Source organism: Pseudomonas sp. GD04058 (assembly GCF_029836855.1).
In the GTDB taxonomy this organism is placed as follows: domain Bacteria; phylum Pseudomonadota; class Gammaproteobacteria; order Pseudomonadales; family Pseudomonadaceae; genus Aquipseudomonas; species Aquipseudomonas bharatica.
In genome coordinates this window covers 1-12,491 of sequence record NZ_JAOECN010000043.1, presented here as the reverse complement: position 1 = coordinate 12,491, position 12,491 = coordinate 1, and the positions used below count along the sequence as shown (strand labels likewise).

Genomic DNA, 12,491 nt, shown 5'->3' with positions numbered 1-12,491 from the left:
GTCGCCACGCCCAAGGGGAAGCGCCCTCCGGCCTTCCCCCTCGCCCGGATGGCCTGCCATGTCGCTTTCCTTTCGCACCTTGCGCCTGGGCCTGATCGTCCTCGCGATCGCCGCCGGCACCCTGATCGCCGCCACCTGGGCGCGGCAGCACGCCGAGCAGCAGGCAATGCTCGAGGACGCCGCCCGCGCCAGCCAGCAGCTTGGGTTGTACGCCAACTCGCTGCATACCCTGATCGAACGCTACCGCGCCCTGCCAGCGGTGCTGGCCCTCGATCCCGAACTGATCAGCGCCCTGCGCGGCCCGGTCGAGGGAGCCACCCAGGACCATCTCAACCACAAGCTGGAGCGCATCAACGGCGCGGCCAACTCTTCGACCCTGGAACTGCTCGACCGCACCGGCCTGGCCGTGGCCGCGAGCAATTGGCGGCTGCCCACCACCTACGTGGGCCACAACTATGCGTTCCGCCCTTACTTCAAGCAGACCCGCAGCCAGGGCACCGGGCGCTTCTACGCGGTCGGGGTGACCAGCGGGATTCCCGGCTATTTCCTCTCCAGTGCGGTGACCGACGAACAGCAGGGCTTCATCGGCGCCATGGTGGTCAAGCTGGAGTTTCCCGAGCTCGAACGGGAGTGGCGCCAGGGCAATGACGTGGTCCTGGTCACCGACTCGCGCGGGATCATCTTTATCGCCAACCAGGATGGCTGGCGCTATCGCAAGCTGAATACGCTGTCGGCCCATGACTTCAACGAGCTGGAACAGACCCGGCAGTACGACAAGCAAGCGCTGGTACCGCTGCAGCGCCAGGTGCTCGAACGCTTCGACGACACCAGCAACCTGGTGCGGGTGCAGGGGCCACAGGGATCGGTCGATTACCTGTGGGAAAGCCTGCCGCTGGAGAGCGAAGGCTGGACCCTGCACCTGCTGCGCCAGCCACAGACCGGCAACGACGGCAGGAACGCCGCGCTGGCGGCAGCGGCGATATGGCTGAGCCTGGTCTTCGCCTTGCTCTTCATCAGCCAGCGCCTGCGCCTGGCCCGCCTGCGCCAGCGCAGCCGCGAGGAGTTGAAGCGGCTGGTGGAAGAACGCACACGCGAGCTGCGCACTGCCCAGGAAGGCCTGGTGCAATCGACCAAGCTGGCGGCGCTGGGGCAGATGTCCGCCGCCCTGGCCCACGAGCTGAACCAGCCACTGACGGCCCAGCGCATGCAACTGGCGACGCTGCGCCTGCTGCTGGACCACGATCGCCTGGAAGACGCCCGCCAGGCCCTGGTGCCGCTGGAACAGATGCTCACGCGCATGGCCTCGCTCACCGGCCACCTCAAGACCTTCGCCCGCAACAGCCCCAGTGGCCTGCGCGAACGGCTGGACCTGGCCACGGTGGTGGACCACGCCCTGCAATTGCTGGATGCACGCATCCGCGCGGAAAACGTCAGCACCGCGCTGTACCTGGCGCGACCGGCCTGGGTGCGCGGCGATGCGATCCGCCTGGAACAGGTACTGATCAACCTGCTGCACAACGCCCTCGACGCCATGCTCGACAAGGGCTTTCGCCGCCTGGAAATCCGCATCGAGGCCGAGACCGATGGCTGGCGCCTGAGCGTGCTGGACAGCGGTGGCGGCATCGCCCCGGAACACCTGGGCAATGTCTTCGATCCGTTCTTCACCACCAAGCCGGTAGGTGAGGGGCTGGGGCTGGGCCTGGCGATTTCCTATGGCATCATCCACGAGGCCGGCAGCCGCCTGGTGGTCGAGAACCAGCCGGGCGGCGCCCGTTTCAGCTTTACCCTTCCCCGTGATCCGGAGCCCGTATGTTGAATTCGGTGATTGTCGTCGACGATGAAGCCAGCATCCGCACGGCGGTCCAGCAATGGCTGGGGCTCTCCGGCTTCGAGGTGCAGCCGTTCAGCCGCGCCGAAGAATGCCTGGCGCAACTGCCGGCGCATTTCCCCGGGGTGATCCTCAGCGATGTACGCATGCCCGGCATGGATGGCCTGCAACTGCTGGCAGCGCTGCAAGCGCGTGATGCCGACCTGCCGGTGATCCTGCTCACCGGCCACGGTGATGTCCCCATGGCGGTGGAGGCCATGCGCAACGGCGCCTACGACTTCCTGGAAAAACCCTTCAGCCCGGAAAGCCTCTTGGGCAGCCTGCAACGAGCGCTGGAGAAGCGTCGACTGATCCTGGAGAACCGCCGCCTGCACGAACAGGCCGATCTCAGGACCCGCCTGGAAGCCACCCTGCTCGGCATGACCCAGGGCATGCAGCAGTTGCGTCGCCAGGTGCTGGAACTGGCGGCGTTGCCGGTCAACGTGCTGATCCGCGGCGAAACCGGCAGCGGCAAGGAGCAGGTCGCCCGTTGCCTGCATGATTTCGGGCCGCGGGCCGCCAAACCCTTCGTGGCCCTGAACTGCGCGGCTATCCCTGAGCACCTGTTCGAGGCCGAGCTGTTCGGCCACGAGAGCGGGGCCTTTACCGGCGCCCAGGGCAAGCGCATCGGCAAGCTGGAATATGCCAACGGCGGCACGGTGTTTCTCGACGAGATCGAAAGCATGCCCCTGGCCCAGCAGGCCAAGCTGCTGCGGGTGATCCAGGAGCACAGGCTGGAACGCCTGGGGGCCAACCAGAGCATCGAGGTGGATCTGCGCATCGTCGCCGCGACCAAGCCGGACCTGCTCGAAGAAGCCCGCGCCGGGCGCTTTCGCGAGGACCTGGTGTACCGGCTGAATATTGCCGAGCTGCGCCTGGCGCCGCTGCGCGAGCGGCGCGAGGACATTCCCCTGCTGTTCGAACATTTCGCCCGGCATGCCGCCGAGCGCATCGGCCGCACCGCGCCGCCGTTGAGCATCGCCCAGCTCGGGCAATTGCTCGGGCATGACTGGCCGGGCAACGTGCGCGAGCTGGCCAATGCGGCGGAACGCCATGCCATGGGCCTGAGCGATCCCTCGGCGCCGCAGGTGGCGGCGGACTCCTCGCTGGCGGCGCAGAGCGAGGCGTTCGAGGCCAACTGCCTGCGTACCTCGCTGCGGAGGCATAAAGGGGAAATCAAGGCGGTGATGGAGGAGCTGCAACTGCCGCGGCGGACCCTGAACGAGAAAATGCAGCGCCATGGGCTGGTGCGGGAGGATTTTCTCGATAGGCCATGAGCGGATTTCCGCTTGCTTCCTACATTCCATAAGCGGAAATCCGCTTATCAAGCCCTTCATTGTTGTTGCCTGGGCTGGCCTCATCGCTGGCAAGCCAGCTCCCACAGGTTCCCTGCAAGCCGCTGAATACGGGCCTGACACAGGACCTGTGGGAGCTGGCTTGCCAGCGATTGGGGCCACCCCGGTTCCCCTGGCACACCTCCTGCTATAGCCCCCGCAGGCCGCGCTCCAACGCGCCACCACAAAAACAACATGAAGGTTCCGTCCAATGGATAACACTTCCACCCTGCCTGCCGGGGCAGCCACTGCCACGGCTGCGCCAAAGACCACCTCCAGCCGCCTCAAATCGATCTTCAGCGGGTCGGTGGGCAACATGGTCGAGTGGTACGACTGGTACGTCTACGCCGCATTCTCCCTGTACTTCGCCAAGGCGTTCTTCCCGGCCGGCGACACCACTGCGCAACTGCTCAACACCGCCGCGATCTTCGCCGTGGGCTTCCTGATGCGCCCGATCGGCGGCTGGCTGATGGGCCTGTACGCCGACCGCAAGGGACGCAAGGCGGCGCTGATGGCTTCGGTGCTGCTGATGTGCTTCGGCTCCCTGGTCATCGCCCTGACCCCGGGCTATGAAACCATCGGCGTCGCCGCACCGATCCTGCTGGTCATCGCCCGCCTGATGCAGGGCCTGTCGGTGGGTGGAGAATACGGCACCTCGGCCACCTACCTCAGCGAAATGGCCGACAAGAAACGCCGTGGTTTTTTCTCCAGCTTCCAGTACGTGACCCTGATCTCCGGCCAGCTTATCGCCCTCGCCGTGCTGATCGTCCTGCAACAGACCCTGACCACCGAGCAGTTGTACGCCTGGGGCTGGCGCGTACCCTTCGTGATCGGCGCGCTGTGCGCGGTGGTTGCGCTGTACCTGCGCCGCGGCATGGAAGAGACCGAGTCCTTCACCAAAAAGGAAAAGCCCAAGGCCAAGGAAAGCCTGATGCGCACCCTGCTGCGCCATCCGAAGGAACTCGCCACCGTGGTCGGCCTGACCATGGGCGGCACCCTGGCGTTCTACACCTACACCACCTACATGCAGAAGTACCTGGTCAACACCGTGGGCATGAGCATTACCGACTCGACCATGATCTCGGCGGCCACCCTGTTCCTGTTCATGTGCCTGCAACCGGTGATCGGCGCGCTGTCGGACAAGATCGGCCGGCGTCCGATCCTGATCGCCTTCGGTGTACTCGGCACGATCTTCACCGTGCCGATCCTCTCGACCCTGCACACCGTGCAAAGCTGGTGGGGCGCGTTCTTCCTGATCATGGCGGCGCTGATCATCGTCAGCGGCTACACCTCGATCAACGCCGTGGTGAAGGCCGAGCTGTTCCCTACCGAGATCCGCGCACTGGGCGTCGGCCTGCCGTACGCGCTGACGGTATCGATCTTCGGCGGTACGGCTGAATACGTAGCGCTGTGGTTCAAGAGCGCGGGCATGGAGACCGGTTACTACTGGTACGTCACCGCTTGCATCGCCTGCTCGCTGCTGGTGTATGTGTTCATGAAGGACACACAGAAGCACTCGCGGATCGTGACTGACTGATTAGATCACCCGTGATCTGCTGAAAACGAAGCCCTCGACCGGAAAGTCGGGGGCTTTTTTATTGGAGACATCAATGAACAACCACGTACCAGAATACTTCGAGACACCTCTTACTCTTGCTGTGATTCGTCTGTTTGATCGCGTTCTTCCGCTACTGGAAGGAAAGCCTTCGGGTGCATTCAAGGCTTACATCTTTGGCGGCTGCGCGTTGCATATGCTGACCAACGCTCGCGGCAGCGCAGATGTCGACGCCGAGCTAGAGATAGCTGCGGGGGTGAACCGAACGGAGATAATCGCATTACTTGACGGCGAGCCAGAAGACTATGAACTGAACGGACGTGACATGCAGGTCCAATACGACACGCGCTTCAATACCTCACTGTGTCCGATCCATGAGGACTTCAACGAACGGGCCATCCCGCTCTCCCCCGGCCAAGAGGCCGCTCGCTTGCAGGTTTTCGTGGCAGCTCCCATCGATCTCATCATTACCAAACTCGGTCGTTTCACCGATCGTGACCACGAAGATATTCGTACGCTTATCCGAACAAGGAATGTGAACCTGAAAAGTCTTGATATGCTTGCCAGGCAAGCCATCGACTACTGTCCTTGCGACAAATCGACCACCCTGAGCTATCTGAGACTGGTATTGGATGAGTTTGGTTACCAATCCTAAAGCTAAGGCCCGCAAGCACGATGCACTCGAGCAGGTCGTGGTGAAAGTCAGCAAAGAACCTCTCCACAAAGTGGATGAGGATGTTTTTGCCTGCTTTGCCAAATCTGTCTGGTTCGATACCGATCATGCCAAAGCGAAGGTTCATGAGCGTCTGGATGACCCTGCACTGCCCTTGCTACGCAAGCGCAGGTTGCTCTATCTGATGGACCGCTTGCGCCGCTATCCCTGTCTGGATGATCACGATGCCGGATTACTCAAGGGCTTCGTGCAAGCATGGGAAAAGCGGCTCAGCGCAGCCGGCCCGTGGCGTCAGACAGCGGTGCATACCAGGGACAAGCTCGCCCAGGCATGGGGGGTGGACGAGGACGCTAGCCGCCTGTTTTCCTCGGTGCTGGATTTCCAGACACGCCACTATGTGGATGCACACAATTTGAAGTCAGGGTACCCCCCTCTCTGAATCCACCTGCCACGAGGGATCGCACAACGACCTCTCGTGGCAAAGTGACGTTCAGGATATCCGCGCCAACTCAGCCTGCTGGGTCCGCCGGGCATTAAAGTAATAAGCCATCCCCACCATCAGCAGCAACACCCCGCCCAGCACTGCCGAAGAGCCCACGGTGCCGAAATCCAGCCCGCCCTTCTCGTAGGGTTTGGTCAGGAAATCTCCAAGGGTCGCGCCGAACGGCCGGGTCAGGACAAAGGCGATCCAGAACAGCGCCACTGGCGAAATCCGGGTCACGTAGCGCGCGATCACCACCAGGCAGATCGCCGAACCGATCAGCAACGCACCACCGGCAAAGCCCAGTCCCGAATCATCCGCCAGATAATCGCCCAGCGCCGTGCCCAGGGTGTTGGAGAACAGTATCGCCACCCAATAGAAGATCTCGCCGCGCCGGCTGCTGATGTGGTTGACGTTGAGGGTGTTGCCGCTCATGCGCCACAGGGCGAAGGTCAATGCGAGGATACCGATCAGGATCGCCGAGCCGGTGGCGTAGCCCAGGCCCAGGGTGCGGTCCATGAAGTCGGACATGGTGGTGCCGGCGGTGCTGGTGGAGAGGATCACCAGCCAGTAAAGCGCCGGGTGGTATTTGCGCGAGACCAGTTGCGCCAGAAGCGTGGCGAGGAACAGGCTGATCAGGATCACCGAGCTTAGCGCGTAGCCGACGTTCAGGGTCATCGACAGCAGGTCGCCGGCCGTTTCCCCAAGGGTGGTGGCGCAGATCTTCATGATCCAGAACGCCAGGGTGATTTGCGGGAGTTTATTCATTGTGGGAGTCGCTCCAGGGTCGATTGCCGCGGAGATTGCTCAGGGAGCGATGAAAAAAGCGTGGGTGAAAAATGAAAAATGCGTAGGTGAAAATTCTTTCATTTTTCTACCCGTCGACACGCAACCCTGTGGAAGCTGGCTTGCCAGCGATGAGGCCAGCAGGAGCAGTGATGTTGCCCAGCCTGACGCTATCGCTGGCAAGCCAGCTCCCACAGGGATTTCTGTCGCCATTCATATCTATTTATACGATCTTTATGGCCGATTTTTTGCGCTTTTTTATCAAATCAATCGGCGTAGCATTAAACCCATAGAAACAAGCAACCCACTCACTACCCCGGAGCAACCACCATGAAAAGCAAACTGATCCTGACCCTGGCCTTCTCTGTCCTGACCGCCAATGCTTTTGCCGCCGACGGCTTCGACCGCACTGGCAGCCATAACTTCAGCCAGGCGCAAACCCACGCGGCCGCAGTCGCCGAAGATGGTTTCGATCACACCGGCGCTGCCAAATTCGCCGAAGACGGTTTCGATCGCACCCACGGCGCCAAATTCGCCGAAGACGGTTTCGATCGCACCAACGGCGCCAAATTCGCTGAAGACGGCTTCGATCGCACCAAGGGCGCTCAATTCGCCGCCGATGGTTTCGACCGCACCCAGGCCCATCGTTTCAGCTAAGACCTGCGGTTTCACCTTCCACAGCCCGGCTTCGGCCGGGCTTAATCGTTTTCAGGGCCCGCCACTCTTGGCACACTAGGTGTCCTTCCCCCTGTACCCGCCAACAAGGCCCGCCCGATGTACTACTACGAACCCGCCAAAGGCCACGGCCTGCCCCATGATCCGTTCAATGCCATCGTCGGTCCGCGCCCGATCGGCTGGATCTCTTCCCACGACACCGAAGGCCGCCTGAACCTGGCGCCCTACAGTTTCTTCAACGCCTTCAACTACATTCCGCCGATCATCGGTTTCTGCAGCGTCGGGCGCAAAGACAGCCTGAACAATATCGAGCAGACCGGTGAGTTCGCCTGGAACCTGGCCACCCGTCCGCTGGCCGAGGCGATGAACCAAAGCTGCGCGCCAGTCGCGCCGGAGGTCGATGAGTTCGCCCTGAGCCAGCTGACCCCGGCAGCCTCGCGGGTGATCGCGGTGCCGCGGGTCCAGGAGAGCCCGGTGTCGTTCGAGTGCAAGGTGAGCCAGATCATCCAGCTCAAGCGCGCCGATCAGGAACCGGTACCCAGCTGGCTGATCCTGGGCGAAGTGGTGGCGGTGCATATTGCCGAGCATCTGCTCAAGGACGGTATCTACGATACCGCCGCCGCCGAGCCGATCCTGCGTGGCGGCGGCCCGGCGGACTATTTCGAATTGGGCAACCTGTTCAAGATGGGCCGCCCGCAGCGCTGAAGCGCGCCTACCAGACCAGCTCGGCGTCGGCGCTGACGCCTTGCAGGCGCTGCAGTTCGGCATTCGCCGCTTCGTCGGCGGCCGTGGCGGTCTTGAACACCTGGCCATCGAGTACCTTGTGGAAGGTCGGCGCGCCCACGGCGCCCAGGCCTTTTACCGCGATCGCGGCATGGTAGCCACCCTCGGTCGGCACCATCGCCGCCACCGCTTCAAACCCTACGAATACCCTGCGCGCCATTGTCGTCAAACCCGATGATTGCGAAAAAGGCCGTCATTCTAGCTGAAGGTGTGCAGATCGAGGCTCTCCAGAACCCGTGCCTGCACCAGTTCGCCGAACAGTTGCAGGCTGGGCGAGTGAAAGTAGTCGTTCATCGCCGACGGATCCTGCCACTGACTGCTGAGCAACCAGAGGTGGCTGTCGCAAGACGAGCGTTGCAGGCTGAAGCCCAGGCAACCCGGGGTGCTGCGGGTCGGCTCGCGCAATTGTTGAAGACGTTCGCCCAGCTCTGCCGAGCGCCCTGCACTGGCGCGCACGAAGGAGAGATGGCTGACCGGTCGAGATGTCGTCATGTGCGGTGCTCCTTTGAAGCGGTCAGGGGAAACTGCCAGGCTGCCAAGATTAGCCAGCCCGCCGCCATCGCCGTTAGGCCGATGCTGTCGGTAAATTGCCTGATCCTGCATGACGACCATGAGACGGCCGGGCAGTCGATGAAACGCCCAGGCGGCGCCATGAATCCCCCGGGACAGGCCAATCGCTTAAGGTTGGTAGCGATCCGCCTGTCCCGGCAGGATCGTGCAAGAACCCGACAGCTTTCAGCTAGCGCCGGGACTTGCACAAACCTATGCTGCGAAAATCCTGCTGAGGAAGCTCGTCCATGTCATCCGCCGAACCTCTCGATCCTGCCCTCGAATCGCTGCGTGAAGCCCTTGCCGACCTGGTCCGCCGACACGTCGACTCGCCGGCGATCAATGGCCTGTTCCTGGTCCGCCATGAAGAGAACATCCGCTCCATGCCGACCCTGGCCCACCCTGCCCTGTGCATCCTGGCCCAGGGCAGCAAGGCCGTGCACCTGGGCGACGAGCGCTATGTCTACGACCCGCTGCATTACATGGTGGTGTCGGTGGCCATGCCGATCAGCGGCGTGTACCTGGATGCCAGCCCGGAAAACCCGAGCCTGGGCATTCGCCTGGACATCGACCCCGCAGAAATCAACAACCTGATCGCCGATGCCGGACCCATGGGCGTGCCGGCGGCGTCCGAGCGCGGGCTGTTCGTCGAGCGCCTGGACCCGGCGCTGCTGGACGCGCTGATTCGCCTGATCCGCCTGCTGGATACGCCGAAGGACATCCCGGTGTTGGCACCGTTGATCCGACGGGAAATCCTTTACCGCCTGTTGCGCGGGAAACAGGGCCACCGCCTGTATGAAATCGCCATGTCCAACAGCCAGACCCATCGGGTCTGCCAGGCGATCCAGTGGCTCAACGACTACTACGACAAGCCGCTGCGCATCGAGGACCTGGCCCGGGAGGTGAACCTGAGCGTCTCGGCACTGCATCACCGTTTCAAGTCGGTGACGTCGATGAGCCCGTTGCAGTACCAGAAACAACTGCGCCTCCAGGAAGCTCGTCGGCTGATGCTCAACGATGGCCTGGAGGCGGCGGTGGCAGGTTATCGGGTCGGCTATGAAAGCCCGTCGCAATTCAGCCGCGAATACAGCCGGCTGTACGGCGCGCCCCCGTTGCGGGATATGGCGCGCCTGCGTAACGCGATTTAATCCAGGGCGTTGTCGGTCCAGCGACGCTGGTCGATCTCGATCAGCGTCGGTCCCTGGCGGCCGGCAGCGGCGACCAGCGCCGCCTTCAGGGCCTGGACTTCACTCACCGCTTGCGCCGCGCAGCCAAAGCCCTTGGCGATGGTGACGAAGTCCGGCGTGTGGATATCCACGCCCACCGGTTCGATATCGCGGTTGACCATGTAGCGCTTGATTTCCTCGTAGCCCTGGTTGTTCCACAACAGGACGATCAGTGGCACCTGCGCCTCCACGGCACTGGCCAGCTCGGGCAGGGTGAACTGGATACCACCGTCGCCGATCAGGCAGACCACCGGCAGGCGCTGTGCGGCTTCCTGCGCACTGCCCAGCCAGGCCCCCATGGCCGCCGGCAGGGCATATCCAAGGGTGCCGTAGCCAGTGGACGCATTGAACCAGCGGCGCGGATGGTCCAGATCGAGGGTCAGGTTGCCGGTGTACACCGGCTGGGTCGAATCGCCCACCAGCACGGCCTGTGGCAAGGCTTCAAGAATGGTATCGAGGAACAGGGTCTGGGCGGTTGCCGCGTCGTCCCACTGTGCGGCCAGGGTTTCTTTCAGCCGCGCCGCGCGGGCCGGGCCCCACTCACCGGCGCGAACCGGTGATGGCTGTTCGCCAAGGGCATGCAGCAGCGCATCGCAGGCATGCCCGGCATCGGCGACCATGGCCAGCTTCGGCGGGTAGTTGCGTACGGTCTGGTCCGGGTCGATGTCGATGCGCAGCAGGGTGCCGGGGATCTCGAAGCCACCCTTGAAGGTGACGTCGTAGTCGGTCTCGGCCAGTTCCGTGCCAATGGCCAGTACCACATCGGCCTCGCGCACCAGCTCACGGGTGGCGGCCAGGGACTGGGTCGAGCCGATCAGCAGCGGATGACGGGACGGCAACGTGCCCTTGGCATTGATGGTCAGCGCGGTCGGCGCCTGGAGGTACTCGGCGAGGCGGGTCAGCGAGGCGCTGGCGCCGATGGCGCCGCCACCGGCAAGAATCAGCGGACGACGGGCACTGGCCAGCAGGGCGGCCATTTTCGCCGCTGTGCCCGGAGCTGCGGCGGCACGCTCGACGCGCACCGGCTCGCTGCCCAGCAGGTGATCGGCCGGCTCGACGATCACATCCAACGGAATCTCGATATGCACAGGCCGCGGACGTGCGCCATCGAACACGGCAAAGGCACGGGCCAGGACTTGCGGCAGGTCGTCGGCGGACATCAGGGTATGGGAAAAGGCAGCGACACCGCGAACCAGTTCGCTCTGGTTCGGCAGTTCATGCAACTTGCCCCGCCCGCCGCCCAGGGCGCTGCGCGATTGCACGCTGGAAATCACCAGCATCGGGATCGAATCGGCGTAGGCCTGGCCCATGGCGGTGGTGATGTTGGTCATGCCCGGGCCGGTGATGATGAAACAGACGCCAGGTTTGCCACGGGTGCGCGAATAACCGTCAGCCATGAAGCCGGCGCCTTGCTCATGGCGCGGGGTGATATGCCGGATAGCGGACGCCGCGAGGCCTCGATAGAGTTCCACGGTATGCACGCCCGGGATGCCGAACACATGGTCCACACCGTAGTTTTCGAGGAGTTTTACCAGCACTTCGCCGCAAGTCGCCATGTTCGTGAGCCTATTGTCTGTGTTCGGGGCCAGGCCTTCATTGGACCGCCGGGCGGCTACCGGCACAAGGCAAAGTTCCTCATACTAGCCATGCGCCCAGATCATGGCTTATTCCGATGAAACGACTCCCTCCCCTTGCCGCCCTGCATACCTTCCTGGTGACGGCCCAATGCTGCAACTTCACCCGTGCCGCCCAGCAGTTGCACCTGACCCAGGGGGCGGTCAGCCGGCAGATCGCCGGGCTCGAGGAACACCTCGGCTATCCGCTGTTCATCCGCCAGGCCCGCGGTTTGAGCCTGACCCGCGAAGGGCAGGAATGGCTGCCCCGGGTACAGCAGGTGTTCAGCCTGATCGAAGACGGCGTGCAGCAGATCGGCGCGCCACGCGGCACCCTGCAATTGAAAGCGCCGACCTGCGTGATGCGCTGGCTGCTGCCACGGTTGATGGAATGGCAGGCGTTGCGGCCGGACGTGCCGGTGGAACTGACCACCACCATCCAGCACGGGGTGGATTTTCGCCGGGAGGGCTTCGATGCGGCGGTGGTCTATGGCGCCGAGCCGGAGGGCGAGGCATTGAAACTGTTCGACGAGCAACTGACGCCGGTCTGCTCGCCGCATTTGCTGGCGGGTACCACGCCGCTGCGCGAGGTGGCGGATCTGGCCGGGCACATGCTGCTGCACCCGACTCGGGACGAACGGGATTGGCAGACCTGGCTGGAGGCGGCCGGAAGCGGGCTGGAGATCCAGGGCCGGCGCCAGCATTTCGAGACGCTGGATATGGCGATGGCCATGGCCTCCCAAGGAACCGGGGTGGCGATCGGGGATTGGGCGTTGATCGGGGATGATCTGGTCGGCGGCAGGTTGGTAATGCCATTCGATTTGAAGGTGCCTACCGGGAAGGGTTACTACCTGGCAAGGCCGGGAAAGGTGGCGGCACCGGGGTTGGTGGAGCTTGTTGCATGGTTGAGGGAGCAGGCACGGAGGCGGTGATCTTTCGGGCCTCATCG

General features: G+C 63.3%; 14 protein-coding genes. 10 read left to right on the top strand and 4 right to left on the bottom strand.

What is annotated here, in order from left to right:
- Positions 1-58: 58 nt before the first annotated feature.
- From N7650_RS24185 to N7650_RS24165, 5 genes are all read left to right on the top strand, one after another.
- Positions 59-1,816: an ATP-binding protein gene (locus N7650_RS24185; RefSeq protein WP_279900349.1), complete on the top strand. Its 1,758-nt coding sequence runs from the start codon at positions 59-61 to the stop codon at positions 1,814-1,816.
- Positions 1,810-3,144 carry a sigma-54 dependent transcriptional regulator gene (locus N7650_RS24180; protein ID WP_279900348.1) on the top strand — a complete coding sequence of 445 codons (1,335 nt, stop codon included), beginning with the start codon at positions 1,810-1,812 and terminating at the stop codon, positions 3,142-3,144. The genes N7650_RS24185 and N7650_RS24180 overlap by 7 nt, the downstream gene beginning before the upstream one ends.
- A 268-nt stretch (positions 3,145-3,412) precedes the next feature.
- Positions 3,413-4,738: an MFS transporter gene (locus N7650_RS24175; protein ID WP_279900345.1), complete on the top strand. Its 1,326-nt coding sequence runs from the start codon at positions 3,413-3,415 to the stop codon at positions 4,736-4,738.
- A 73-nt stretch (positions 4,739-4,811) separates the two neighbouring features.
- The gene (locus N7650_RS24170; protein WP_279900344.1) at positions 4,812-5,411 is read left to right on the top strand and encodes a DUF6036 family nucleotidyltransferase; all 600 of its coding nucleotides are present in this window, start codon (positions 4,812-4,814) and stop codon (positions 5,409-5,411) included.
- The gene (locus N7650_RS24165; RefSeq protein ID WP_279900343.1) at positions 5,389-5,868 is read left to right on the top strand and encodes a hypothetical protein; all 480 of its coding nucleotides are present in this window, start codon (positions 5,389-5,391) and stop codon (positions 5,866-5,868) included. Before N7650_RS24170 ends, N7650_RS24165 begins: the two co-directional genes overlap by 23 nt.
- A 51-nt stretch (positions 5,869-5,919) precedes the next feature.
- Here N7650_RS24165 and N7650_RS24160 read toward each other — a convergent pair whose 3' ends face one another.
- Positions 5,920-6,678 carry a hypothetical protein gene (locus N7650_RS24160; protein ID WP_009401163.1) on the bottom strand — a complete coding sequence of 253 codons (759 nt, stop codon included), beginning with the start codon at positions 6,676-6,678 and terminating at the stop codon, positions 5,920-5,922.
- Here N7650_RS24160 and N7650_RS24155 point away from each other — a divergent pair.
- The 3 genes from N7650_RS24155 (at position 6,638) to N7650_RS24145 (ending at position 8,076) form a co-directional block, all read left to right on the top strand.
- Positions 6,638-7,030 (top strand): hypothetical protein, encoded by a 393-nt coding sequence (locus N7650_RS24155; RefSeq protein WP_279900342.1) that lies wholly within the window; start codon positions 6,638-6,640, stop codon positions 7,028-7,030. The two genes, N7650_RS24160 and N7650_RS24155, sit on opposite strands and share 41 nt — an antisense overlap.
- Positions 7,027-7,353: a hypothetical protein gene (locus tag N7650_RS24150; RefSeq protein WP_009401164.1), complete on the top strand. Its 327-nt coding sequence runs from the start codon at positions 7,027-7,029 to the stop codon at positions 7,351-7,353. Before N7650_RS24155 ends, N7650_RS24150 begins: the two co-directional genes overlap by 4 nt.
- A gap of 117 nt (positions 7,354-7,470) precedes the next feature.
- Positions 7,471-8,076: a flavin reductase family protein gene (locus tag N7650_RS24145; RefSeq protein ID WP_009401165.1), complete on the top strand. Its 606-nt coding sequence runs from the start codon at positions 7,471-7,473 to the stop codon at positions 8,074-8,076.
- A gap of 7 nt (positions 8,077-8,083) precedes the next feature.
- Here N7650_RS24145 and N7650_RS24140 read toward each other — a convergent pair whose 3' ends face one another.
- On the bottom strand, positions 8,084-8,314 hold the full coding sequence (locus tag N7650_RS24140; RefSeq protein WP_009401166.1) for a hypothetical protein: 231 nt from the start codon (positions 8,312-8,314) through the stop codon (positions 8,084-8,086).
- Positions 8,315-8,352: 38 nt separating this feature from the next.
- Positions 8,353-8,646: an antibiotic biosynthesis monooxygenase family protein gene (locus N7650_RS24135; RefSeq protein WP_009401167.1), complete on the bottom strand. Its 294-nt coding sequence runs from the start codon at positions 8,644-8,646 to the stop codon at positions 8,353-8,355.
- A 305-nt stretch (positions 8,647-8,951) separates the two neighbouring features.
- Here N7650_RS24135 and N7650_RS24130 point away from each other — a divergent pair, with 305 nt between their 5' ends.
- Positions 8,952-9,851 carry an AraC family transcriptional regulator gene (locus N7650_RS24130; RefSeq protein ID WP_009401168.1) on the top strand — a complete coding sequence of 300 codons (900 nt, stop codon included), beginning with the start codon at positions 8,952-8,954 and terminating at the stop codon, positions 9,849-9,851.
- On the opposite strand, the gene N7650_RS24125 is transcribed toward N7650_RS24130, so the two are convergent.
- Positions 9,848-11,485 (bottom strand): 5-guanidino-2-oxopentanoate decarboxylase, encoded by a 1,638-nt coding sequence (locus N7650_RS24125; protein ID WP_279900340.1) that lies wholly within the window; start codon positions 11,483-11,485, stop codon positions 9,848-9,850. The two genes, N7650_RS24130 and N7650_RS24125, sit on opposite strands and share 4 nt — an antisense overlap.
- A gap of 116 nt (positions 11,486-11,601) precedes the next feature.
- Between N7650_RS24125 and N7650_RS24120 the strand changes: the two genes are divergently transcribed.
- Positions 11,602-12,474 carry a LysR substrate-binding domain-containing protein gene (locus tag N7650_RS24120; protein WP_009401170.1) on the top strand — a complete coding sequence of 291 codons (873 nt, stop codon included), beginning with the start codon at positions 11,602-11,604 and terminating at the stop codon, positions 12,472-12,474.
- The last annotated feature ends 17 nt before the right edge of the window (positions 12,475-12,491 follow it).

Excerpts from the sequence above, each read along its gene's own strand:
- N7650_RS24130 (WP_009401168.1), top strand. The coding sequence starts at position 8,952 with ATGTCATCCGCCGAACCTCTCGATCCTGCCCTCGAATCGCTGCGTGAA.
- N7650_RS24170 (WP_279900344.1), top strand. The coding sequence starts at position 4,812 with ATGAACAACCACGTACCAGAATACTTCGAGACACCTCTTACTCTTGCT.
- N7650_RS24180 (WP_279900348.1), top strand. The coding sequence starts at position 1,810 with ATGTTGAATTCGGTGATTGTCGTCGACGATGAAGCCAGCATCCGCACG.
- N7650_RS24185 (WP_279900349.1), top strand. The coding sequence starts at position 59 with ATGTCGCTTTCCTTTCGCACCTTGCGCCTGGGCCTGATCGTCCTCGCG.
- N7650_RS24140 (WP_009401166.1), bottom strand. The coding sequence starts at position 8,314 with ATGGCGCGCAGGGTATTCGTAGGGTTTGAAGCGGTGGCGGCGATGGTG.
- N7650_RS24125 (WP_279900340.1), bottom strand. The coding sequence starts at position 11,485 with ATGGCGACTTGCGGCGAAGTGCTGGTAAAACTCCTCGAAAACTACGGT.
- N7650_RS24165 (WP_279900343.1), top strand. The coding sequence starts at position 5,389 with ATGAGTTTGGTTACCAATCCTAAAGCTAAGGCCCGCAAGCACGATGCA.
- N7650_RS24155 (WP_279900342.1), top strand. The coding sequence starts at position 6,638 with ATGATCCAGAACGCCAGGGTGATTTGCGGGAGTTTATTCATTGTGGGA.
- N7650_RS24145 (WP_009401165.1), top strand. The coding sequence starts at position 7,471 with ATGTACTACTACGAACCCGCCAAAGGCCACGGCCTGCCCCATGATCCG.
- N7650_RS24135 (WP_009401167.1), bottom strand. The coding sequence starts at position 8,646 with ATGACGACATCTCGACCGGTCAGCCATCTCTCCTTCGTGCGCGCCAGT.
- N7650_RS24175 (WP_279900345.1), top strand. The coding sequence starts at position 3,413 with ATGGATAACACTTCCACCCTGCCTGCCGGGGCAGCCACTGCCACGGCT.
- N7650_RS24160 (WP_009401163.1), bottom strand. The coding sequence starts at position 6,678 with ATGAATAAACTCCCGCAAATCACCCTGGCGTTCTGGATCATGAAGATC.
- N7650_RS24150 (WP_009401164.1), top strand. The coding sequence starts at position 7,027 with ATGAAAAGCAAACTGATCCTGACCCTGGCCTTCTCTGTCCTGACCGCC.
- N7650_RS24120 (WP_009401170.1), top strand. The coding sequence starts at position 11,602 with ATGAAACGACTCCCTCCCCTTGCCGCCCTGCATACCTTCCTGGTGACG.